26 protein-coding genes are annotated in these 19753 nt (G+C 65.7%); 15 read left to right on the forward strand and 11 right to left on the reverse strand.

Going from position 1 to position 19753, the window contains the following annotated elements; all coding sequences use genetic code 11:
* The first annotated feature begins 5 nt into the window (after positions 1-5).
* Positions 6-728 carry a hypothetical protein gene (locus tag GTP41_RS07880; RefSeq protein ID WP_161025032.1) on the forward strand — a complete coding sequence of 241 codons (723 nt, stop codon included), beginning with the start codon at positions 6-8 and terminating at the stop codon, positions 726-728.
* Positions 729-851: 123 nt separating this feature from the next.
* Positions 852-1418, forward strand: coding sequence for a hypothetical protein (locus GTP41_RS07885; RefSeq protein WP_161025033.1), 567 nt, complete (start codon positions 852-854; stop codon positions 1416-1418).
* Here the strand turns inward: GTP41_RS07885 and GTP41_RS07890 are convergent.
* Positions 1415-2431, reverse strand: coding sequence for a zinc-binding alcohol dehydrogenase family protein (locus GTP41_RS07890; protein ID WP_161025034.1), 1017 nt, complete (start codon positions 2429-2431; stop codon positions 1415-1417). The two genes, GTP41_RS07885 and GTP41_RS07890, sit on opposite strands and share 4 nt — an antisense overlap.
* A 103-nt stretch (positions 2432-2534) precedes the next feature.
* Here GTP41_RS07890 and GTP41_RS07895 point away from each other — a divergent pair, with 103 nt between their 5' ends.
* Positions 2535-3431, forward strand: a complete 897-nt coding sequence (locus GTP41_RS07895) for a LysR family transcriptional regulator (protein WP_161025296.1) — start codon at positions 2535-2537, stop codon at positions 3429-3431.
* On the opposite strand, the gene GTP41_RS07900 is transcribed toward GTP41_RS07895, so the two are convergent.
* Positions 3428-3655, reverse strand: a complete 228-nt coding sequence (locus GTP41_RS07900; RefSeq protein WP_161025035.1) for a hypothetical protein — start codon at positions 3653-3655, stop codon at positions 3428-3430. The two genes, GTP41_RS07895 and GTP41_RS07900, sit on opposite strands and share 4 nt — an antisense overlap.
* A gap of 120 nt (positions 3656-3775) precedes the next feature.
* Here GTP41_RS07900 and GTP41_RS07905 point away from each other — a divergent pair, with 120 nt between their 5' ends.
* The 3 genes from GTP41_RS07905 to GTP41_RS07915 are packed head-to-tail and all read left to right on the forward strand — an operon-like array spanning position 3776 to position 6152.
* Positions 3776-4444, forward strand: a complete 669-nt coding sequence (locus GTP41_RS07905; protein ID WP_161025036.1) for a phosphatase PAP2 family protein — start codon at positions 3776-3778, stop codon at positions 4442-4444.
* A complete protein-coding gene (locus GTP41_RS07910; RefSeq protein ID WP_161025037.1) occupies positions 4441-5343 on the forward strand; it encodes a diacylglycerol/lipid kinase family protein in 903 nt (300 codons plus the stop codon). The genes GTP41_RS07905 and GTP41_RS07910 overlap by 4 nt, the downstream gene beginning before the upstream one ends.
* The gene (locus GTP41_RS07915; RefSeq protein WP_161025297.1) at positions 5343-6152 is read left to right on the forward strand and encodes a metallophosphoesterase family protein; all 810 of its coding nucleotides are present in this window, start codon (positions 5343-5345) and stop codon (positions 6150-6152) included. The genes GTP41_RS07910 and GTP41_RS07915 overlap by 1 nt, the downstream gene beginning before the upstream one ends.
* 31 nt (positions 6153-6183) lie before the next feature.
* Here GTP41_RS07915 and cls read toward each other — a convergent pair whose 3' ends face one another.
* Complete coding sequence (cls, locus tag GTP41_RS07920) at positions 6184-7581, reverse strand: cardiolipin synthase (RefSeq protein WP_161025038.1); 1398 nt, start codon at positions 7579-7581, stop codon at positions 6184-6186.
* A 65-nt stretch (positions 7582-7646) separates the two neighbouring features.
* The gene (locus GTP41_RS07925; protein WP_161025039.1) at positions 7647-8924 is read right to left on the reverse strand and encodes an acetyl-CoA hydrolase/transferase family protein; all 1278 of its coding nucleotides are present in this window, start codon (positions 8922-8924) and stop codon (positions 7647-7649) included.
* 67 nt (positions 8925-8991) lie between these two features.
* Here GTP41_RS07925 and GTP41_RS07930 point away from each other — a divergent pair, with 67 nt between their 5' ends.
* Positions 8992-9762, forward strand: a complete 771-nt coding sequence (locus GTP41_RS07930; protein ID WP_161025040.1) for a porin — start codon at positions 8992-8994, stop codon at positions 9760-9762.
* A gap of 41 nt (positions 9763-9803) precedes the next feature.
* Positions 9804-10643, forward strand: coding sequence for a branched-chain amino acid aminotransferase (locus GTP41_RS07935; protein ID WP_161025041.1), 840 nt, complete (start codon positions 9804-9806; stop codon positions 10641-10643).
* On the opposite strand, the gene GTP41_RS07940 is transcribed toward GTP41_RS07935, so the two are convergent.
* From GTP41_RS07940 to GTP41_RS07955, 4 genes are all read right to left on the reverse strand, one after another.
* Positions 10624-11217 carry a DUF3617 domain-containing protein gene (locus GTP41_RS07940; protein WP_161025042.1) on the reverse strand — a complete coding sequence of 198 codons (594 nt, stop codon included), beginning with the start codon at positions 11215-11217 and terminating at the stop codon, positions 10624-10626. The genes GTP41_RS07935 and GTP41_RS07940 overlap by 20 nt on opposite strands.
* Before the next feature lie 9 nt (positions 11218-11226).
* A complete protein-coding gene (locus tag GTP41_RS07945) occupies positions 11227-11892 on the reverse strand; it encodes a YiaD family glycine zipper/OmpA-like lipoprotein (RefSeq protein WP_161025043.1) in 666 nt (221 codons plus the stop codon).
* A 95-nt stretch (positions 11893-11987) separates the two neighbouring features.
* The gene (locus GTP41_RS07950; RefSeq protein ID WP_161025044.1) at positions 11988-12134 is read right to left on the reverse strand and encodes a lmo0937 family membrane protein; all 147 of its coding nucleotides are present in this window, start codon (positions 12132-12134) and stop codon (positions 11988-11990) included.
* 78 nt (positions 12135-12212) lie between these two features.
* The gene (locus GTP41_RS07955) at positions 12213-12875 is read right to left on the reverse strand and encodes a glycine zipper 2TM domain-containing protein (protein ID WP_161025045.1); all 663 of its coding nucleotides are present in this window, start codon (positions 12873-12875) and stop codon (positions 12213-12215) included.
* Positions 12876-13002: 127 nt separating this feature from the next.
* On the opposite strand from GTP41_RS07955, the gene GTP41_RS07960 reads away from it, so the two are divergent.
* Positions 13003-13722 carry a Crp/Fnr family transcriptional regulator gene (locus GTP41_RS07960; protein ID WP_161025046.1) on the forward strand — a complete coding sequence of 240 codons (720 nt, stop codon included), beginning with the start codon at positions 13003-13005 and terminating at the stop codon, positions 13720-13722.
* On the opposite strand, the gene GTP41_RS07965 is transcribed toward GTP41_RS07960, so the two are convergent.
* Positions 13719-13940, reverse strand: coding sequence for a YMGG-like glycine zipper-containing protein (locus tag GTP41_RS07965; protein WP_161025047.1), 222 nt, complete (start codon positions 13938-13940; stop codon positions 13719-13721). The two genes, GTP41_RS07960 and GTP41_RS07965, sit on opposite strands and share 4 nt — an antisense overlap.
* 87 nt (positions 13941-14027) lie before the next feature.
* On the reverse strand, positions 14028-16040 hold the full coding sequence (locus tag GTP41_RS07970; RefSeq protein WP_161025048.1) for an AsmA family protein: 2013 nt from the start codon (positions 16038-16040) through the stop codon (positions 14028-14030).
* Positions 16041-16150: 110 nt separating this feature from the next.
* On the opposite strand from GTP41_RS07970, the gene GTP41_RS07975 reads away from it, so the two are divergent.
* The 6 genes from GTP41_RS07975 to GTP41_RS08000 are packed head-to-tail and all read left to right on the forward strand — an operon-like array spanning position 16151 to position 19103.
* The gene (locus GTP41_RS07975; protein ID WP_161025049.1) at positions 16151-16555 is read left to right on the forward strand and encodes a DUF4398 domain-containing protein; all 405 of its coding nucleotides are present in this window, start codon (positions 16151-16153) and stop codon (positions 16553-16555) included.
* 13 nt (positions 16556-16568) lie between these two features.
* On the forward strand, positions 16569-17483 hold the full coding sequence (locus GTP41_RS07980) for an OmpA family protein (RefSeq protein ID WP_161025050.1): 915 nt from the start codon (positions 16569-16571) through the stop codon (positions 17481-17483).
* A 15-nt stretch (positions 17484-17498) separates the two neighbouring features.
* On the forward strand, positions 17499-18005 hold the full coding sequence (locus tag GTP41_RS07985) for a ferritin-like domain-containing protein (RefSeq protein WP_161025051.1): 507 nt from the start codon (positions 17499-17501) through the stop codon (positions 18003-18005).
* Between the two features lie 30 nt (positions 18006-18035).
* Positions 18036-18338, forward strand: coding sequence for an ElaB/YgaM/YqjD family protein (locus GTP41_RS07990; RefSeq protein ID WP_161025052.1), 303 nt, complete (start codon positions 18036-18038; stop codon positions 18336-18338).
* On the forward strand, positions 18338-18724 hold the full coding sequence (locus GTP41_RS07995; RefSeq protein WP_161025053.1) for a phage holin family protein: 387 nt from the start codon (positions 18338-18340) through the stop codon (positions 18722-18724). The genes GTP41_RS07990 and GTP41_RS07995 overlap by 1 nt, the downstream gene beginning before the upstream one ends.
* A 10-nt stretch (positions 18725-18734) precedes the next feature.
* Entirely contained in the window at positions 18735-19103 is a 369-nt protein-coding gene (locus GTP41_RS08000; RefSeq protein WP_161025054.1) for a hypothetical protein, read from the forward strand.
* 9 nt (positions 19104-19112) lie between these two features.
* Here the strand turns inward: GTP41_RS08000 and GTP41_RS08005 are convergent, their stop codons facing one another.
* The gene (locus GTP41_RS08005) at positions 19113-19724 is read right to left on the reverse strand and encodes a Crp/Fnr family transcriptional regulator (RefSeq protein ID WP_161025055.1); all 612 of its coding nucleotides are present in this window, start codon (positions 19722-19724) and stop codon (positions 19113-19115) included.
* Positions 19725-19753: the final 29 nt, after the last annotated feature.

Here is a 19753-nt window from a genome sequence, read left to right on the forward strand (position 1 = left end):
TGCCTATGTGGAATTGGATACGTAATTGGTACCGCAAGCTGCGCATGCCGGCAGCCTACCGCGCTTATGAGCGCGTGCTGCGTGCCGCCCACGAGGAGGAGGCGCGCCGCAAATTTTCGACCGTGCGCTACGAAGCACGCCTGCTGGCCGCCAACAAGGCGCTGGAAGAACGTGCCCAGCGCCGCTACGACATGCCGATCGCCAAACTGCAGCTGGAAGTGGTGGCGCTGGAAAAACAGATGGAATCGTGCCGCGCCCAGTTGGTCAATTTCGAGCGCCCCTTCCGCGACGAGTACCAGCTGCTGGAGGCTGAAATGGCCTTGCTGGGCGAGCGCCGCCGCCAGGCCTATGCCGACAAGGACGCCGCCGCCATCGAAGAAGTCAACGGCGAGATCGCCGAGCTGCAAAAGCGGACCAACGCTGTGCGCGGCGACCTGGCGGTGCAAACGGATTTACGCAGCCAGGGCCTGACTCCGGAAAAACTGCGCCGCACCGTGCAACGCTGCGAAGCGCGCCTGCAAGCCGTGCAGGACGAGCAGGAGGGCTTGCGCCGCGAGAAGGCCAACTACCTGCACCACTCGCCCGACCGCGCCGAGATCGACGCCATCGAGCGCGACATGACGGCCCTGGAACGCCGCCATATCCAGTACTTGCGCGACTTCGACGCGCCGGCCGAGCGCCGCCGCCGCGAACGCGAGCACGAACAAGCCTGGCTCAACGGCGCTTAGAGCCGCTTAATCGCCCAACCTTTAATCTGCATCAATCCCGCGCGCGTTCGCGCCGGCGGCCTGCTGCCTATACTTGGTCTGTCGCGCCGTGCCTTCGCATGGCGGATTGTCGGGAGACGGGCCATGCGCAACCATTCCCTGAGCGGCAATATCGCGGCGGTGCTGCGCCGCTGCAAAGAGCTGGAGTCGTCCATGCGGAAGGTGGGTATCCCGGCCTTCCTCGCCTGCCTGCCGGTGACCCTGCTGGCGCTGCAGTACGCGCTGATGCTGCGGGAAAAGAACGCCGGCATCAGCCGCATCAGCGGCAAGATCGAAGGCTGGACTGCAACCGTGCGCGAGCTCTCGGCCCACGAGCACGGCCGCAGCGAGTTTATCGACCTGGACCGCAAGATGCGTGGCGACATCGAAGGCGCCTGCGAATCCATGCGCGCCTTGCGCGACTTGTGCGTGGAGATTTGCGCCATGTTCAGCGCCTTCGGCTACGAATCAGGCATGTTGCGGCGCTGCCGCGACCGCTTTGACACGGCGGTGAACGAGGCATGCCGCCGCTCGCAATTGCTGATGACGGCGGTGGACGAGCATGACCGCCGCGCGCTGGCCATCCGCCAGCAGGAGCATGCCATCCAGCAGGCGGGCGCGGCCAGCGCGGCCGCCCATGCCGCCCGCGTGGCCGCCGGCCTCGACGCTTAAAAGCCTTCCAGCACAATCTTGCCGCGAGCGCGGTTGCTTTCCAGCAGGGCGTGCGCGCGCTTCAGGTTGGCGGCGTTGATGCTGCCGAAGCGCTCCCCCAGTGTTGTCTTCAGCACGCCGCTATCCACCAGGCGCGCCACATCGTTCAGCAGCGCGTGCTGCTGCGCCATGTCCTCGGTTTCGAACATGGAGCGGGTGAACATGAATTCCCAGTGCAGGGATACGCTCTTGCGTTTCAGCAGGCTGACGTTGACCTGGGCCGGATCGTCGATCAGGGCCAGCTTGCCTTGCGGTGCCACCAGCTCCGCCAGCGCGCCGAAGTGGCGCTCGGTTTCGTTCAGGCTGGCGATGTAGTTGACCGGCGGCAGGCCAAGGCGGCGCATTTCTTCCTCCAGTGGCTTGCTGTGGTCGATCACGTGGTGCGCGCCCAACGATTTGACCCAGTCCGCCGTCTCGGGACGCGATGCCGTGCCGATCACGGTCAGCCCGGTCAGCTGGCGTGCCAGTTGCACCAGGATCGAGCCGACACCGCCGGCGGCGCCCGTGACCAGCAGCGATTTGCCCGCTTCGCGCGCCGAATCGCGGCTGACGCCGAGCCGGTCGAACAGCAGTTCCCAGGCGGTGATCGCGGTCAGGGGCAGGGCGGCGGCTTCCGCGAAGCTGAGCTTGGCAGGCTTGTGGCCGGCGATGCGTTCGTCCACCAGGTGCAGTTCGGCATTGGTGCCGGCGCGGGTCAGGGCGCCCGCGTACCAGACTTCATCGCCGACCTTGAACAGGGTCACGTCGGGGCCGATGGCGCGCACGATGCCGCTGGCGTCCCAGCCCAGCACCTTGTCCTCACCCGCTGCAGGGGCGACGTTGCGGCGGATCTTGGTGTCGACCGGGTTGACGGAAACGGCTTTGATTTCCACCAGCAGGTCGCGCCCGGTGGCCACCGGGGCGGGCAGCTCCACGTCCAGCAGGGCGTCCGGGTGATCGATAGGCAGAGAGGCGCGGTAGGCAACAGCTTTCATTTCGGGTGTCCTTCTAAAAAAGTAGCGATGGATGCATCTTGGACCATCGCGGCTTCAAGAAAAAGACTAAAATCAACGAAACACTTTCAATGAAATGCTGATAATGCTGCGCCTGGACGACCTCGATATCTTTGTCTGCACTGCCGACCAGGGCAGCCTGTCGGCCGCCGCGCGCGCCCTCGATATTTCTCCCGCCCTGGCCAGTGCCGCCCTGAAACGCCTGGAAGAAAGCCTGCAGTTGCGCTTGTTCGCGCGCACCACGCGCTCGCTGCGCCTGACGCCGGAAGGCGAGCAGTACCTGCGCCACGCGCGCGAGGCAGTGCGGCAGCTGCGGGAGGGCTATGAGGCAATACGGCAAGGCCAGCAGGAACTGGCCGGTTTGCTGAAGATTTCGATGCCATCCGACGTGGGGCGCAATGTGCTGCTGCCCTGGCTCGACGGCTTCCAGGCGGCGTACCCGGCCATCAGCCTGCAGTTATTCGTCAGCGACCGCGTGGCCGATATGTACCGACAGCCAGTCGACCTGGCCCTGCGTTACGGGAAACTGGATGATTCCAGCCTGGTGGCCATGCCGATTGCAGCGGCGAACCGGCGCGTGCTGGTGGCCGCGCCCGCCTATCTGCGCCAGCACGGCAGTCCGGCCAACCTGGACGAGCTGACGCGGCACAACTGCCTGCGCTTCGCGCTGGATGACATGCTGTATGACAGGTGGGCCTTCCCGGCCCAGGGCAAGGTAGTCCAGGTGCGCGGCAATCGCAGTAGCGACGATGCCGACCTGGTGCGCCGCTGGGCACTTGCAGGGCAGGGGATTGCCTATAAATCACGGTTGGACGTGACCGCCGACCTGAAAGCCGGCCGCTTGCAGTTGTTGCTACCGGATGTAATGGGTGAAGAGGTGCCATTACATCTGGTTTGCATGCATCGCTCGCAGGTCACGCCCGTCGTGATTCGTTTGCGCGACTATTTGCGCGCTCAGTATGAACAGCTGTGCGAGACTTAGTACCCGGCCTTGGAGAAAATCAGCAGCCAGCGGCTGAACAGCAGTACTTCCAGGTGGCCTGGCTGCACGCCGGTATCGCATTCGATGATCGGGTTCACCGCATAGAAGCGCTTGCGGAAATCACGGCACACCAGCACTTCACGTTTGCCGAAGCGAACCAGGAAAGACATAGGGGCATATTCCAGGCCAAAGCGGGAGCCGAAGGTGCTGTTCATCGTGGTCATGACTGAATCCTTTTGCTGTGATGTGTTTAACGAGTCATCAGAATAACACAAATACTGTATGAATCAACAGTACTGGATGAAAAATCAGGTTTTTTTGCTAATCGTTGTTTTTGGAGCACTATGAGAGATTCAATCCGCTTGCCGCTGCACCTGGTGGCCGGCTTTGCCTTGCTGGTCCTGGCCGCCGCCGCCTTCCACGCCATTGCCGGTGCCGCGCTCGGCCCCGGCGCGCAACTGGCGGCGCTTGATGCGGCGGTGGCCCACTGGCTGTACGCGCGCGCCAGCGAGCCCCTGACCAGCATGGTGATGGTGTTCACCCACCTCCATAGCACGGCCGGCATCGCTTTCCTGTCCCTGCTGCTGGCCTGGCATTTGTGGCGGCGCCAGGCGCGCTATTGGATGCTGACCCTGGCGCTGGCCGTGCCGCCCGGCATGCTGCTGAATGTCCTGCTGAAGCACAGCTACCAGCGGGCGCGGCCCAGCTTCGATGCGCCCTTGCTGACCTTGTCCACGTATAGTTTCCCCAGCGGCCACGCCCTGGCCGCCACCGTGTTTTACGGCGTGCTGGCTTGCTATCTGTGGACCTGCGCGCAAAGCAGGGCCCAACGCGCTGGCGTGGCGCTGGGGGCGGTGCTGATGGTGGGCCTGGTGGCGTTCAGCCGGCTTTACCTCGGCGTGCATTACCTGACCGATGTGGTGGCCGGCGTGGCGGAAGGGCTGGGCTGGCTGGCCGTGTGCGTGACGGCGGTTTCCAGCCTGCGCCGCCACCGTGAGCGGGGGCTGGCATGAGCAGCATGGCCGTGATCGTGAATGCCGGCGCCGGCGCTGGTTACGAACCGGGCTGGCAGGCAACGCTGGTCCAGCGCTTTGCCGACCACGGCTTGCAGGCCGAGGTGACGCTGGCGGTGGATGCCAACCACATGCTGGAGTCGGCGCGCGCGGCGCTGGCGGCCGGTGCGCGCGTGGTGGTGGCTGGCGGCGGCGATGGCACCATCAACGCCGTTGCCTCGGTGGTGCTGGATAGCGGCGCCGTGTTTGGCGTGCTGCCGATGGGGACCCTGAACCATTTCGCGCGCGACCTCGGCCTGCCGCCGCAGCTTGATGCGGCCATTGCCACCTTGGCGGCGGGCCATGTGACGCGGATCGATGTGGGCGAAGTCAATGGCCGTATCTTCCTGAATAACTCCAGCCTTGGCCTGTATCCCGACATCGTGCGCGACCGGCAGCGGCAGCAGCGCCGCCTGGGGCGCGGCAAATGGACCGCGTTCGGCTGGGCCACGCTGGCGGCGTTGCGGCGCTTTCCCTTCCTTAGCGTGCGGCTGGCCGTGGGCGATGCCGACCATGCGCGGCGCACGCCTTTCGTCTTTATCGGTAACAATGAATACCAGATGGAAGGCTTCAATATCGGCGAACGGGCGCGCATCAATGGCGGTATGCTGAGCGTATATGTGGCGCAGCGGCCAACCCGCTTTGGTTTGCTGAAGCTGGCCCTGCGTGCCTTGTTTGGCCGCCTGCGCCAGGCGCGCGAGTTCGATGTTTTCCAGGCGCGTGAGATGACTATCGAAACGCGCCATCGCCGCTTGCGTGTGGCGACCGATGGTGAAGTGACGGTGATGGCGCCGCCGCTGCGCTATCGCATCCGTCCGGCGGCCCTGTCGGTGATCGTGCCTCGTCCACAGGAGGAATGATGCGAACCCTGGTCCATATCTCCGACCTGCATTTCGGCCGTATCGATACGCAGTTGCTGGCGCCCTTGCGCACCTTGATCGGCGATCTGCGGCCGGACGTGGTGGTGGTGTCGGGCGACCTGACCCAGCGGGCCCGCAGCGCCCAGTTCCGCCAGGCGCGCCGGTACCTCGACACGTTGCCGATGCCGCAGATCGTGGTGCCGGGCAACCACGACGTCCCGCTCTACAACGTGGTGGCGCGCTTCTTCCAGCCGCTGGTCAAATACCGGCGTTACATCACGCGCGACCTGGCACCGGAGTATGTGGATGACGAGATTGCGGTGCTGGGGCTGAACACGGCCCGTTCGCTGACGTTCAAGGATGGCCGCGTCAACCGGCGCCAGGTCGACTACCTGCGGCAGCGTTTTGCCCAACTGCCGCGCACGGTGACGCGGGTGGTGGTGACCCATCATCCCTTCGATTTGCCGCAACACCTGGACCACGATGACCTGGTGGACCGGGCGCCGATGGCGATGGAGGCGTTTTCCCGCTGCGGGGTGGACTTGCTGCTGGCCGGGCACCTGCACACCAGCCACACGCACAATACGGAAGAACGCTACGAGATGGATGGCTACGCGGCGCTGGTGGTGCAGGCCGGCACCGCCACCTCGACCCGCAGCCGGGGCGAGACCAACTCATTCAATGTGCTGCGCGTTGAGCATGATGCGATCCAGGTCCAGCGCTATGCCTGGAGCGAGGGAAGCGGCTTCATCCTCGCCGCCACCGACAACTTCCGCCGCCAGGGCGACGTCTGGCGCCCTGCTGCCTAGAATACGCCCAGCACTTCCAAACGATCAAACGTCACAGCCAGTAATCCCACACCTGCGCCATCCACTCCTTGAGGCGCATGGTGAGCGGGCGTTTTTTCCAGCTGGCGAGGGTGACCTCGCTTGAGTTGCGCAGGTCTTCCTTGAAGGCGCTCTCCATCTCCTGGCCAAACACGTCGCCCATGACAATGACATTGACCTCGCTGTTGTGCTGGAAACTGCGGCGGTCGATATTGGTGGAGCCGACCGTGGACCAGACGCCGTCGATGACAACCGTCTTGGCATGCAGCACGGATAGCTTGAGCTCATAAATCTTCACGCCCGCTTCCAGTAGCGGCTGATAGGAGGCGCGCCCGGCATGGAACACCAGCCCGCTGTCCGACACGCTGGGCAGCACCAGCTTCACCTCGACCCCGCGCCGGGCCGCATCGACCAGCGCCTGCAAGGTTTGGTCATCCGGCACGAAATAGGCGCAAGTGATATGAACCGACTTTTTCGCCTCCTGGATCGCCAGCAGCAAGGCCTTGTAGATTTCGAAGTGGCCATCCGGCTTGGAACCGAGCACCCGCATGACTTTGTCGCCGGCCGCCGGCACCGTCAGGAAATAGTTCGCATCGCGCAAATCCTCGGCATCCTGCTCGATCCAGGTTTGTATGAACAGCCACTGCATGGCCTGCACCGCCGGCCCTTCGATGCGCACATGGGTGTCGCGCCAGCCGACATCCTCTTCGCCCTCGGCGCGCGCTTTGCGGCCGGCGCCCGAACCCGAGCGGAAGGGGGAACTCTTGGCGTAGGTGTCGCTGATATTGATGCCGCCGGTGAAGCCCACTTTGCCATCCACGATCAGCATCTTGCGATGGTCGCGGTTATTCAGCTTCCAGCCATTGCCGCGCGTTTTGGCCGGATTCACCGGGTTGAACGCAATCAGGCGCACGCCGCCTTCGCGCATGCGGTCGAAGAAGGCTTGCGGCACGCCCAGCGTCCCCACGCTGTCGTAGATCACATTCACCACCACGCCTTCGCGCTGCTTTTGCACCAGCAAATCGGCAAACTGCTCGCCCAGCTCGTCCTGGTCGAAAATATAGGTCTCGAAGTTGATATGGTTGCGGGCGGCGGCGATGGCCTTCATCATCTCCGCCATCGTTTGCGGGCCGTCGAACAGCAATTGCACCTTATTGCCGGCGATCAGCGGCACGCCGGTGGCCGCTTCTTCCAGCGCGGCCTGGGCCTTCAGGTCCAGGGTGGACTTGGCCCAGCGCTTCTTCAGCAATTGTTCCGTCGTCTGGCGCGGCAGCTTGCCGGACGCGTTCACCACGTGCGGCACGGCGGATGCGCGCTGCTTGGTGCGGTCCGCATCGACCTCCGGCAGCGACGCGCAAGCCAGCAAGGACCAGCTTGCGAGGATCATGACCAGCACCTGATTTGCCCTCATTGGAACACCTCCGGGGGCCAGTCTATGACAGCCGCGAACGTTTGATTGTTCGCTGGCGAACATAGTCAGCTGTAGTTCAGCCGCGCCGCCTCGCGCCGCAACTCGGCGCGGAAGTCGGGGTGGGCAATGCCGGCCAAGGCTTCCGCCCGCTGCTTGGCCGATTTGCCGCGCAATTGCGCCACGCCGTATTCGGTGACCACATAGTTGATATCGTTTTTGCTGGTGGTCACGTGCGTGCCTGGCGACAGCGTCGGCACGATGCGCGAGATGCTGCCGTCCTTGGCCGTGGACGGCAGCACGATGAAGGACTTGCCGCCGCGCGAGCGGTTGGCGGCACGCACAAAGTCGACCTGGCCGCCGGTGCCGGAGTAGGGCAGGTGGGCCAGGCTTTCCGAGCCGCACTGGCCCAGCAGATCGACCTGCAGGCTGGCGTTGATCGACACCAGCTTGTCGTTCTGGCCGGCGATGTAGGGATCGTTGGTAAAGCTGACCGGATGCATTTCCAGCATCGGGTTGTGGTGCATGAAGTCGTACAGCTTGCGCGAACCGAGCGCAAAGGTCGCCACCATGCGGCCCGGCATGAAGGACTTGCGGCGGTTGGTCACGGCCCCGGCTTCCACCAGCTTGAGGATGCCGTCGCCGATCATTTCGGTATGGATGCCCAGGTCCTGCTTGTTGGTCAGCTGCATCACGACCGCATCGGGAATGCCGCCATAGCCGATCTGCAAGGTCGAGCCATCTTCGATCATCGGCGCCACATGGGCGGCAATGGCCTCCTGCACCGCGCCAATCTGCGGCAAGCCAACCTCGATCACCGGCTCGCTGCTCTCCACCACCGCCGTCACCTGCGAGATATGGATATGGCACTGTCCATGGGCAAACGGCACATGGGGATTCGATTCCAGCACGATCACGCGCGCCTTCTGCAGCGCTGCCATGGTGTAGTCGGCGCCCAGGCTGAGGGCGAAGTTGCCGTGCTCGTCCATTGCCGACGCCAGTGCGAACACCACGTCGGCCGGCATTTGCCCGCGTTCGATCAGGGCCGGGATCTCGGAGAAATACGCCGGAATGAAGTCGGCCCAGCCGGCCTGGCCCGCCGCCCGCGAGGCGCCGCCAAAGAACAGCGCGCAGTGCCGCACATGGTGCGCCGTCTCCGGATCGAAATAGGCGTATTTGCGCATGGCCAGGATTTGCGCCACCTGCACGCCGTGGAAGTTGCGGCGCTGGGCCGAGAGCTCATGCAGCAAGGTGGGCGGCTCGCCCGCGCCGGTCGGGACAATGATCATATCGCCATCACGCACCAGGCGAACCGCCTCGGCGGCACTGCAACGCTTGCTGGACATACCGGTCTCCGCTTTTATGTTTGTGTCCGCACAGATTGCACGACCCTGCTTACCCTAAGCTGACAACATGAAAGTTCTTGCCATCCTGCTCATGATGCCCGTGCTGGCGGCGGGCCAAGGCATCCAGTCCTACGGAACCGGCGATGCGGGCGGCCTGTTGGCCCGCGATCCGCTGCGCGGCACGGACCGGACGGCGCTGTTCCGGCTGGAGGAGGACGAAAAGAAATCGCAAGCGGCGGGGCGCCCCCAGCCCATCAGCCGCCACTGGAGCGCCAGCGCGCTCTACAGCTTTGACGAATCCGCCTTCAGCACCTCGCGCAACCGGTCATACGGCGCGCTGCTGGGGTATAAGGATGGCATCTTCAATATTCGCATCGCCCACCAGCGCAAGCGCAACCCGATCGAAGCGGTGGGCACCACCCAGCCGGTGGATCTGTCCTCGCGCAATACCCTGCTGGCCGCCACCCTGAACTTCGGCGCCACCAGCGTATATGCCGGCTATGGCATCAACCGCGGCCTTGGCAGCTCGCCCTGGGACCCGGCCAATCCCTACGGTGCGCTGGTGTTGCCCATGCCTTCGCTGTACAGCCATGACATGCTGGCCGGCGTGTCCTACACCAGTGGCCGCGCCACCTTCATGGCCTCCGTCATCCAGAAAGACGACCGCAGCCGGCCCAACCAGGATGCGCGGCAAGCCGCCATCGGCATGACCTATGCCTTAAGCAAGCGCAGCGCGGTACATGCCGCCGTTTCCCATATCCGCCACCAGCACGGCACCGGCGTCGACGCCGGCAGAAGCAACCGCGCCTTGAGTATCGGCCTGCGCCACGCTTTCTGATGTGCTACATTCTTCCGCTGGAACTTTTCGCGGGGAATGCAATGTATCTGACTTACTTCAATGGAAACTGGGTCGAAGGCAATGCGCCGGTGTTCGGCGCCATGGACCACAGCGTCTGGCTGGGCTCCTCGGTCTTTGACGGCGCGCGCGCCGTGCGCGGCAAACTGCCGGACCTGCGGCCGCACCTGGAGCGTGTCATCCGCTCGGCCAAGAGCCTGGGCCTGGAATGCCCGCTCAGCGTGGAGGAAATGGAAAAGCTGGTGAAGGAGGGCGTGGCGCGCTTCCCGGCCGATGCCGAGCTGTATATCCGCCCGCTGGTGTTCGCTACCGATGGCTTGCTGATCCCGGTGTCGGACAAGGCGTCTTTTGCGCTGACCCTGTTTGACGCGCCGCTGCCGCCGTTTACCGGTTTCTCGGCCTGTCTGACGGCCCTGCGCCGCCCCGACCCGGACATGGCGCCGACCGATGCCAAAGCCTCGGCCCTGTACGCCAACTCCACCCGCGTGCTGCGCGAAGCGAAGGAACGCGGTTACGACAATGCGGTGATGTGCGACAGCCAGGGCAATGTCGCCGAGTTTGCCACGGCCAACCTGTTTTTCGTCACGCCGCAAGGCAAGGTGGTGACGCCGGCGCTGAACGGCACTTTCCTGGCCGGCATCACGCGCGCGCGCGTCATCCAGCTGCTGGCGGAGGCGGGGATCGCGGTGGAACAGCGCACGGTCAAGCCGGAAGAGCTGGAAAGCGCTACCGAGATTTTCAACACCGGCAATTTCGGCAAGGTCACGCCCTGCGTGCGCTATAACAGCCGCACCCTGCCGGCCGGCCCGGTGGCCAGCAAGGCGCGCGAGCTGTACTGGGCCTTTATGGAGCGGGGCGAGTAAGCGGCTTCACATCCGGCCCCGGCTTGCTGATCGGGGCCATGGGGGCCGGCGGCTGGACGCTGCCGCAATCGGCGCCCAGCCAGCGGCCGCTGCCTTCCACCAGCATGGTCTGCGGCTTGCCATGCGCCGCGCTGTTGACGTTCATGCGCATGCTGAAGGCGGTGTCGCCATTGAAGATCACCTGGCCATTGCCGCTCGATTGCGGCCGGGCGCAGGTAAAGGCGACATTCATGCCGCCCGGCACCGGCGTGCGCGTGGCACTGCACTGGCCCGGCTGGCCGGTCGGCAGTTCCTGCCGCTCGGCCATTTCCTTGGTCAGGCAATAGGTCACTTTCACCCCGCCGTCATTGCCCAGGTTCAGGTTGACGCCGTGGCGCGCCATCATTTGCTCCAGCGATTTGCGCTGCTCGGGCGCCATATTCCCCAACTGCTGCTGGGCCGCCTGCATGACCGCCATGGTTTCCGGGCTGGCGGACGCAATGCGGTTATTCATCTCCCACAAGCCTGGCTTCAGGGTTTGCGCCATGGCCGGCAGGGCGGCCATGCATAGCAGCAGCATAGCGGTCTTTCTCATGGCCCCTCCTTAGCCTTGCGGCGGGCGTGGCTCGGCCACGTAGATTTCCACGCGGCGGTTGCGCGCGCGGCCGGCGGCATCGTCGTTGGAGGCGATCGGCTCCTGCGCGCCGCGGCCTTCGATCACGATGCGGCTGGCGGCGACGCCGCGCGTGGCCAGGTAGTCGCGCGTATGGGCGGCACGGTCCACCGACAAGGGCTGGTTGATGGCGGTGCTGCCGGTGCTGTCGGTGTGGCCGATGATGTTGACCGTGGTCGCCGGATTCTCGTTCAGGGTGGTGGCGAAGCGGTCGAGGATGGGGCGGAAGTCGGGCTTGATGTCGGAGCGGTTGGTGTCAAATGAAATGTCGCTCGGGATTTCCAGCTTCAGGCGGTTGTCGCCAGTCTGGCTCACTTGCACGCCGGTGCCTTGGGTGGCCTGTTCCATTTGCTGCTTTTGCGCTTCCATGCGCTTGGACCAGACATTGCCGACCACCGCGCCGACTGCGGCGCCCAGCACGGCGCCGCCGGCGGCGCGCTTGCCGCCGCCCGGTCCGGTGGCCGCGCCCAGCACGGCGCCCAGGCCGGCGCCGACACCGGCGCCGGTTGCGGTGCCACGCTGGGTGGCGTTCATATCGGCGCAGCCGGTGGCTGCGAGGGCTGCAATCAGCAGCGCGACCAGGGTTTTCGATGGCATGGGATTCTCCTTATTGAAATTTTAGCGCGAAAAAAGACGGGACGGGCCTGCATTGCAGTGCCCGCCCCGGTTGGGATGCCGGCTGGGCCGGCTCGTCAGATGCCGCGTCCGCTGATCAGGCGCAGCAGGATCATGATGACGGCCACAACCAGCAGGATATGGATGAAACCACCCACGGTGTAGGAGGTCACTAGACCCAGCAGCCACAAGACGATGAGCACAACAGCGATGGTGTAAAGCATGATGTATTCCTCTCATTATCTGAAGTCCTGGCTGCATTATTGTCCCTGCCACGGCTGGCTTCTGTACGCTGCCGAACATCAGCGGCGTTGCAGGCGGCCTTTGACGACCTTCACCGCATCGCCGGGCTGCCAGCTGGCGGCGTTGCTGTTGATGGTGCGGAGCTTGCCGTCGTCCATGCGCACCCGTACTTCGTAGTGGGTGCTGGCCTTCATATTGCCTTCGACCTGGTTGCCGACCACGGCGCCGCCGACAGCGCCCGCCACGGTGGCGACTTTGCGGCCCGAGCCACTGCCGACCTGGTTGCCCAGCAAGCCGCCCAGGATGGCGCCGCCAGCCGCGCCCAGGCCGCTGCCCTCAGCGCGCTGCTTGATGGTGCGCACCGACTCCACCACGCCGCAGCTGCGGCAAATGGCGGGAGCGGGCGCTGCGACCGGGGCCGCAGGCGCTGCTACCTGGGCGGGCGCTGCTACCGGCGCCGGCGCGGGCGCGGACCGCGTGGCGCCGCCGTAGCTGCCTGCGCCGGATTCGCCGGCCAGGGCGTGGGCGGGCGGCGGCGGCGGCCCCATGTCCTGGGTGCCAACCTGTACCGGCGCTTCGGCCATGGGCGGCCCCATGCCGGCGCCGGACTGCGGCAGCCAACCCATGATGGCGGCGATGCCGACACCGCAGAACAGCACCACCGCAATGGCGGCAATCAGCAGCGCCGGATGGTTGGTGTAGCGCATATTGTTGTTGTCCATGTTTGACTCCGTTTTTGATGGATGAAAATATTGTGGTGGCGGGCAGGGCAGGGTTCCGTGCGTCAGCGTACATACAGGCCCGGCGTTAGCCGATACGCTCCGCCTAAACTTCTCCAGGCTGACGGCAATGACTTTGAATCTTCATACCGTTCCAAGCAGTGAATCGCCACCCCCCCGTATTGGCAACCGCCTTCTGGCCACCTTGCCGGAAGACGACCTTGAACACCTCGAAGGCTTGTGCGAACTGGTCGAACTCGAGGCCGGCGACATCCTGTTCGAGGCTGGCCAAGCCATGGATTTCATTTACTTCCCGTTCGAAGCCCTGGTCTCGCTGCTGGCGGTGGCCGAAGGGCGCATGACGCTGGAAGTCGGTTCGGCCGGGCGCGAAGGCATGGTCGGCGCGTCGGTCGCGCTCGGCCAGCGCTGGGCCCAAGTGCGCGCCGTGGTGCAGCGCAGCGGCAGCGCCTTGCGCATGGAGGCGGCCGACTTCGTCGCCGAGTTCGCCGAGATGGAATCCTTGCAGCGCCTCTTGCACCGCTACACCGACGGCCTGCTGGCGCAAGCGATCCAGATCGCCGTGTGCAGCCGCTTCCACGTGCTGGAGGCGCGCCTGGCGCGTTCCCTGCTGGTGACGCGCGACCGCCTGCAATCGGACCGCTTCCACATGACCCACGAATTCCTGGCGCACGCGCTGGGCGTGCGCCGGGTCGGCGTGACCAAGGCCGCCAGCGCACTGCAAGGCCAGGGCCTGATCAGCTACAGCCGGGGCAATATCGAAATATTGGACCCGGCTGGCCTGGAAGCGGTGTCCTGCCATTGCTACCAACAGGTGCGCGCTCCTTCTTAGCGGCGCGGTTTGTCCACCTGGTTGCCGATCACGCCGCCGACCACGGCGCCGCCCACCGCACCGGTGGTGGAACCGCCCGTCAGCACCGAGCCTGCCACCGCGCCGACCCCGGCGCCAATGGCGGTATTCTTGTCCTGGTTCGACATCGAGGAGCAGGCGCCCAGGCCCAGCAGGGCGGCAAGCAGGGCGATACGGCTGGTCAATTGTGTGGTTTTCATGATGAGTCCTCCGTAAGGGATTACGTTTCCTAGCTTACGCAGAGCCCGCGCAGTGATCTGTACGCTATTTCACGCTGTAACGGTTTGTTACTTTTGCCTGGTGCCGGGCGGCGGCGCCTTGGGTTTTTGCCGCGCATCGGCCAGCAGCGCCGTGCACTGGTTATCGCCCTGGCCGCCGGCGCTGATCAAGGGGATCAGGGCCGCCGGCGCCGCCAGCGCGCCGAGCGCCAGGGCGCCGCCGGCGCGCATGGCAATCACGCCCTTGTCGATATCGACATCCGGTTGCTTGAGCGTGCCGCGCACATAGATCGGCGCGCGCAGCGAGATGATGCGCAAGCCCTTGCTGTCCGGTTTCAGGGTCAGGTCGATGTTCTCGCTGGCCAGGTTGACCGTGCCCTGGATGCGCACGGTGGCATCCTCGGTGTCGGCCAGGAAGTAGCGCGTCTGCGCCAGGCCGTCGCGCACGGCGAAATCGCCGGCCAGGCAATTCAGGTGCACCGGCTTGTCGCCGAACAGCTTGGTCAGCACGATATTGCCAATATTCAGGCCCATCTGCTCCAGCAGCAATTTGCTCACCGTGCCATCGTTCACCAGCATCTTCAGCTCGCCGTTCGAGTGCGCCAGCAGGGTGGCCACCGAGTTGCCCTTGGCCGTGAGCTTGGTCGAGGCATTGATTTCGCCGATGGTCGCTTGTTTGAGTTCGGGCAGCTTGGGCAGCAGCTGGTGCAGCTTGACGCGGCGCGCGCTGGCTTCCAGCGTGGCGGCCACGGCCTCGCCGCTGCTGCCATCGAGCGTGGCCTTGGAGGCGACCTGGCCGCCGGCAAAGGCGAAGTCGAGCGGCGCCAGGCGCAGCACGCCATCCTTCAGGTGGAACGCGGTGCGCAACTGGCTGAGGGGCAGCTCCTTGGTGCGCACAATGCGCTCGGCGCGGAAGCTGACATCGGCATCCAGCGCCTTCCAGCGTTCGGTGCGGAAGGTTTCGACCGGCAGCACCTTGCCGGCCGGCTGCACCGCCGCCACGCCGCGCTCGGCCTTGCTGGCGTTGCTGTCGGCGCCCACCAGCGGGCCCAGGTCGCTGAACTGCAGCAGGCGCGAATGCAGGGCGCCGGTCAGCAAGCCGCGCGGCTGGCGCTGCTGGTAGGACAGGGTGCCGGCGATATCGCTGTCGCCCACGCGGCCGGTGAATTTCTCATAGGTCCACTGGCTGGCGCCCTGGGCCAGGTGGCCGCGCAAACGCCCGGCCGTGCTGAAGGGCGGGGTTTCCGGCAGCAGCAGGCCGGTCAGCGGGTACAGGCGCGCGGCCGAGGCGCCCGCCACCTTGAGCTGCAAGTCGATGGCGGCCAGCCGGGCCGGGTTGGTCAGGGTGCCCTCGGCTGCCACGCTGACCAGGCCGAGCTTGGCATCGGCCTGGATCGGGAAGGGTTGGCCGCCGTCGCGCAGGGCCAGCACGGCGCCGGCTTTGCCCCGGCCGCCGATCGGCTGCCGGTTCCATTGGCCGTCCAGGGTCCAGCGCACGCCGTAGCGTGGGTCCTTGTCGAGCGTGTCGAGGCGGGCCGTGGCCTGGATCTTCTGCTGCGCGTCGTCGAGCTGGATGGTGCCGCGCGTGAACACCACGCGCTCCAGCTCGACGCGCCAGGCCGAGGGCTGGCGTGGCGGCAAGGTCCAGTTGTTGCGCCCATCCGCCTGGCGCAGCAGGGCCAGCTGCGGCTGCTCGAAGCGCAGTTCGGGAATGGCGATGGTGCGTCCCAGCAGGGCGAAGGGGCTGAGCGCAAACGCCAGCTTCTGCGCGGATGCCGTGTCGCCGCGCGGCAAGCCCGCGGGATTGCCGACGTGGACATCGTGCGCCACCAGGTGCGGCCACGGGATGTGGTCGCGCCAGCTGCCGACAGGCGGTCCCGCCGTCCGCTGCCAGGTCAGGGACAAGTCGCCGCGCAATTCCACCGGCCGCTGCAGTGCTTCGCTGGCGCGCGCGCCCAGCCAGGGACGGGCGCGGTTCCAGTCATAGGTGAGCAGGAGGACCAGGGCCACCGCCGGAATGGCCAGCAGGACCCCCAGTACTGCCAGGCTGATCTTGCTACGGCGAGAAAGAGTAGGTGCCATGGATACAAGGCTACACCGCGCCGCCCTGCTGCAATGTGCGGCACCGTACTGAACCCGAACGCGGCAGCTTATATAACTGCGGTACCCCAATCGCTTTGAGGAGAACAAGAATGGATTCGCCTAATCGCTTAGCTTGCCACCCGCTGTTGCCCGCCATCGGCGCCGCGTGCGTCCTTGCCTTGGCCGGTTGCAGCAGCATGAAGACCCCGGCCACGGCCGAAGTGGCCTCGTCGCGTACGGCGGTCGAGGCCGCCGCCGCCAGCGGCGCGCCGGAACTGGCGCCGGCCGAAATGGCGGCGGCGCGCGACAAGGTGCTGCGCGCCAACCAGGCGCTGGCGGCCAAGGACTACCGCGCCGCACAGGACCTGGCGGTGCAGGCCCAGGCCGACGCCAAGCTGGCGCAAAGCAAAGCCAGCAGCGCGAAAGCCACCGAGGCCGCCAATCGGCTGCAGGAAGACATCCGCATCCTGCGTGAAGAGCTTGACCGTGCCAACAGCAGCACCACAACGCGCTGAGAAAGGAGCCATCATGTCCAAGCCATTGTTCCAACCCGCGGCGCTGGCCGCCGCCATTCTGCTGGCCGCCTGCAGCACCGCGCCCACCACCACCACCGAGCTGGAGCTGGCGCGCGCCAACTACGCGCAAGCGCAGGGCAACCCGCTGGTGGCCAAGTACGCCAATACCGAACTGGCGGCCGCCACGCGCGCGCTGGACCAGGCCAATACGGCCGCTGCGAAAAATGAAAGCCTGGCCAATATCGACCAGCTGGCCTATGTCGCCAAGCAGAAGATCGCCAGCGCCGAGGAATACGCGCGCGCACGCGCCGCCGAGGACCGGATGACGGATGCGGCCGCGCAGCGCGACCAGGTGCGGCTGGACGCCCGTACCGCCGAGGCGGAAGCGGCCAAGCGCCGCGCCGAGCAGGCGCGCATGGAGGCCGAGGCGGCGCAGAACCAGGCCCAGGCCGCGCAGAACCAGGCCGCCAGCGCCGAGGCCGCAACGCGCGATGCGCAGGCGCGCGCCGCCGCCCTGGCCAACGCCCTGTCCGAGCTGCAGGCCAAGCAAACCGAGCGCGGCATCGTGATCACCTTTGGCGATGTGCTGTTCAATGTGGACCAGGCCAACCTGACCGCGCAAGGCCTGGCCACCGCGCAGCGCCTGGCCGACGTGTTGCGCGACCACCCGGAGCGCAGCGTGCTGGTGGAGGGCTTTACCGACAGCACCGGCAGCGATGCCTACAACCTGCAGCTGTCGCAGCGCCGCGCGGAAGCAATCCGCAGCGCCCTGAGCCAGATGGGCGTGGACCGCGCGCGCATTGAAACGCGCGGCTATGGCGAAGCCTATCCGGTGGCCGGCAATGCCACGGCTGGCGAGCGCCAGCTCAACCGCCGGGTCGAGATCGTGCTGTCCGAAGCCGGGCGCCCGGTCACCACCCGCCGCTAAACCGAGGGAGATTTTATGATCGACAAGAACGCGATCCGCGCGGCAGCCCGCAATATGGCCGACGGTCCGGTGACCGAAGGCTATAAGGGCAACCGCGCCCTGGTGCTGCAAATGTTGAACGAGGCGCTGGCCACCGAGCTGGTGTGCATCCAGCGCTACAAGCGCCACTACTACACGGTGACCGGGCTGGGCAACGCCGGCATCAAGGCCGAGTTCCTGGAGCATGCGGTGCAGGAGCAGGAACATGCCGACTGGCTGGCCGAGCGCATCGTGCAGCTGAATGGCGAGCCTGATTTCAATCCAGCAACGTTGCTCGACCGCAGCCATGCCGAGTATGATGACTCCAGGGAGGTGCAAGCGATGGTGCGTGCCAACCTGGTGGCGGAACGGGTGGCCATCGAGAGCTATCGCCAGATGATCGAACTGATCGGCGACAGCGACCCGACAACGAAGCAACTCTTGACGCAAATCATGGCGGTGGAAGAAGAACACGCCGACGATATGCGGGACCTATTGGCGTAACTTAAGTACTTACCAGAGAGGAGTCCTACCATGCTGGAACAGAATATCAGTACCGTCAACAACGACGTGAAGACCCTGGTCAAGGATGCACAGGCGCTGTTTACGGCCGCCACCGCCCTGACCGGCGAAAAGGCGGACGAGCTGCGCGGGCGCGGCATGAAGGCGCTCGACACGGCCCTGTCCAAGGTGCATGAAGCGCAAGCGAGCGCCGTGGCCGGCGCCAAGCAGGCGGCCGCGACCACCGATGCCTACGTCAAGGAAAATCCGTGGCGTTCGATTGCCGTGGCCGCCGGCGTCGGCTTGTTGGTGGGCGTTATCCTCGGCCGTAAATAATGTCCGCCGAGCACCAGGTCCCACCACCCCCCGGCCTGATTGCCTCACTGGCCGGGCTTGCCAAAAACTGCCTGCACCTTTTACTGTCGCGCCTGGAACTCGCAGCCCTCGAGCTGACCGAGGTGCGCGACACCTTGCTGCAGCTGACCCTGGTGTTTGCCGTCGCCATGCTGGCGGCCTGGTTCGCCATTGCCTTCGGCACGGCGACCCTGATCTACCTGTGCTGGGAAGCAATGGGCTGGCGGATCCTGCCCGTGCTGGCGGGCGTGTTCGCCGTGCTGGCCGTTGCCCTGGTGCTGTGGGCGCGCAGCGTGGTGCGGCAAGGCAAGCTGGGCTTGACGGCGACCATGGTCGAACTCAAGTCCGACCGCGATATGCTGCTTTGAAAGGGGAACCATGGCGTCCAAAAAGGAATTGGCGGCACTGGCGGTAGCCAAGGAGCGCTTGGTGCGGGAGGGCGAGTTGTACCGCCTGAGCACGCTGCGCTCCAAACATGAGGTGATCAATGCCTTGCAGCCGCAAGCCATGTTGCACGGGGCGGTCGACCAGGCCATCGGCGCGCTGCAGGCGCGGCTCGGCCATTTCATCGGTGCGGGCGGCGGCCTGTCCGGCATCAACTTCAAGACCGCGCTGCCGTTGCTGATGACGGCGGCCTCCTGGATGGGGCGCCGGCGCAAGCTGTGGAAGCCGGCGCTGGCGGTGGGCGTGCTGGTGGCCGCCGGGGTTACCTGGCTGGTGCGGCGCAAGCCAAGCGACCAGGCGTGAGCGCGGCGCTTACGGCGCGCGCCGCAGGCGCGACATGTACTGGGTGGTGACGCCGAGGTAGGACGCCAGGGCGCGCTGGGTCAGGCGCTGCTCCAGGCCGGGAAACTGGCTGCGGAAGGCTTCCAGCCGCGCTTCGGCCGAGGTGTGGCTGCGGATTTGCAGGTTGGCCGCATAGCGGCGGATGCTGCATTCGATAATCTTCAGGTAGTACTCGTGGACAAAGCCGTGCTCGGCCTTGTGGCGCTGCATGGCGGCCCAGTCGATGCGCCAGGCTTCCACCGCCGTCTCGGCGACAAAGAACTCGCGCGCCGGCTCGCCCTGCAGGCCGCCCATCATATCGGTGTGGGAGCCGGTGTTTTCGCCTTCGGTGATAAAGCCCAGCGTCAGGTCTTCGCCGGCCACGGAAATATGGCCGCGCCGCGCTACGCCGCTGGCGATCCAGTAATAGTGGGTGGCCCGGACGCCGGCTTCCTGCAGGATGGTGCCCTTGCGCACGCGCACCGGACTGACGTAGGGCGCGCTCAGCGCGGTATACCTGTCGTATAAGTCCGTGCCAATGCCCAACCGGCTCACGGTGGTCGCGCGGTGCTGCTCTCGTTGGAATTGGTACGCTTCTGGCATGCGGGCATCATACCCGAGCTGACCTTTGG

The sequence above is a fragment of the Pseudoduganella guangdongensis genome (genome assembly GCF_009857475.1).
Taxonomy (GTDB): Bacteria; Pseudomonadota; Gammaproteobacteria; order Burkholderiales; family Burkholderiaceae_D; genus Rugamonas; species Rugamonas guangdongensis.

Excerpts from the sequence above, each read along its gene's own strand:
- GTP41_RS07880 (WP_161025032.1), top strand. The coding sequence starts at position 6 with ATGTGGAATTGGATACGTAATTGGTACCGCAAGCTGCGCATGCCGGCA.
- GTP41_RS07885 (WP_161025033.1), top strand. The coding sequence starts at position 852 with ATGCGCAACCATTCCCTGAGCGGCAATATCGCGGCGGTGCTGCGCCGC.
- GTP41_RS07890 (WP_161025034.1), bottom strand. The coding sequence starts at position 2,431 with ATGAAAGCTGTTGCCTACCGCGCCTCTCTGCCTATCGATCACCCGGAC.
- GTP41_RS07895 (WP_161025296.1), top strand. The coding sequence starts at position 2,535 with ATGCTGCGCCTGGACGACCTCGATATCTTTGTCTGCACTGCCGACCAG.
- GTP41_RS07900 (WP_161025035.1), bottom strand. The coding sequence starts at position 3,655 with ATGACCACGATGAACAGCACCTTCGGCTCCCGCTTTGGCCTGGAATAT.
- GTP41_RS07905 (WP_161025036.1), top strand. The coding sequence starts at position 3,776 with ATGAGAGATTCAATCCGCTTGCCGCTGCACCTGGTGGCCGGCTTTGCC.
- GTP41_RS07910 (WP_161025037.1), top strand. The coding sequence starts at position 4,441 with ATGAGCAGCATGGCCGTGATCGTGAATGCCGGCGCCGGCGCTGGTTAC.
- GTP41_RS07915 (WP_161025297.1), top strand. The coding sequence starts at position 5,343 with ATGCGAACCCTGGTCCATATCTCCGACCTGCATTTCGGCCGTATCGAT.
- cls (WP_161025038.1), bottom strand. The coding sequence starts at position 7,581 with ATGAGGGCAAATCAGGTGCTGGTCATGATCCTCGCAAGCTGGTCCTTG.
- GTP41_RS07925 (WP_161025039.1), bottom strand. The coding sequence starts at position 8,924 with ATGTCCAGCAAGCGTTGCAGTGCCGCCGAGGCGGTTCGCCTGGTGCGT.
- GTP41_RS07930 (WP_161025040.1), top strand. The coding sequence starts at position 8,992 with ATGAAAGTTCTTGCCATCCTGCTCATGATGCCCGTGCTGGCGGCGGGC.
- GTP41_RS07935 (WP_161025041.1), top strand. The coding sequence starts at position 9,804 with ATGTATCTGACTTACTTCAATGGAAACTGGGTCGAAGGCAATGCGCCG.
- GTP41_RS07940 (WP_161025042.1), bottom strand. The coding sequence starts at position 11,217 with ATGAGAAAGACCGCTATGCTGCTGCTATGCATGGCCGCCCTGCCGGCC.
- GTP41_RS07945 (WP_161025043.1), bottom strand. The coding sequence starts at position 11,892 with ATGCCATCGAAAACCCTGGTCGCGCTGCTGATTGCAGCCCTCGCAGCC.
- GTP41_RS07950 (WP_161025044.1), bottom strand. The coding sequence starts at position 12,134 with ATGCTTTACACCATCGCTGTTGTGCTCATCGTCTTGTGGCTGCTGGGT.
- GTP41_RS07955 (WP_161025045.1), bottom strand. The coding sequence starts at position 12,875 with ATGGACAACAACAATATGCGCTACACCAACCATCCGGCGCTGCTGATT.
- GTP41_RS07960 (WP_161025046.1), top strand. The coding sequence starts at position 13,003 with ATGACTTTGAATCTTCATACCGTTCCAAGCAGTGAATCGCCACCCCCC.
- GTP41_RS07965 (WP_161025047.1), bottom strand. The coding sequence starts at position 13,940 with ATGAAAACCACACAATTGACCAGCCGTATCGCCCTGCTTGCCGCCCTG.
- GTP41_RS07970 (WP_161025048.1), bottom strand. The coding sequence starts at position 16,040 with ATGGCACCTACTCTTTCTCGCCGTAGCAAGATCAGCCTGGCAGTACTG.
- GTP41_RS07975 (WP_161025049.1), top strand. The coding sequence starts at position 16,151 with ATGGATTCGCCTAATCGCTTAGCTTGCCACCCGCTGTTGCCCGCCATC.
- GTP41_RS07980 (WP_161025050.1), top strand. The coding sequence starts at position 16,569 with ATGTCCAAGCCATTGTTCCAACCCGCGGCGCTGGCCGCCGCCATTCTG.
- GTP41_RS07985 (WP_161025051.1), top strand. The coding sequence starts at position 17,499 with ATGATCGACAAGAACGCGATCCGCGCGGCAGCCCGCAATATGGCCGAC.
- GTP41_RS07990 (WP_161025052.1), top strand. The coding sequence starts at position 18,036 with ATGCTGGAACAGAATATCAGTACCGTCAACAACGACGTGAAGACCCTG.
- GTP41_RS07995 (WP_161025053.1), top strand. The coding sequence starts at position 18,338 with ATGTCCGCCGAGCACCAGGTCCCACCACCCCCCGGCCTGATTGCCTCA.
- GTP41_RS08000 (WP_161025054.1), top strand. The coding sequence starts at position 18,735 with ATGGCGTCCAAAAAGGAATTGGCGGCACTGGCGGTAGCCAAGGAGCGC.
- GTP41_RS08005 (WP_161025055.1), bottom strand. The coding sequence starts at position 19,724 with ATGCCAGAAGCGTACCAATTCCAACGAGAGCAGCACCGCGCGACCACC.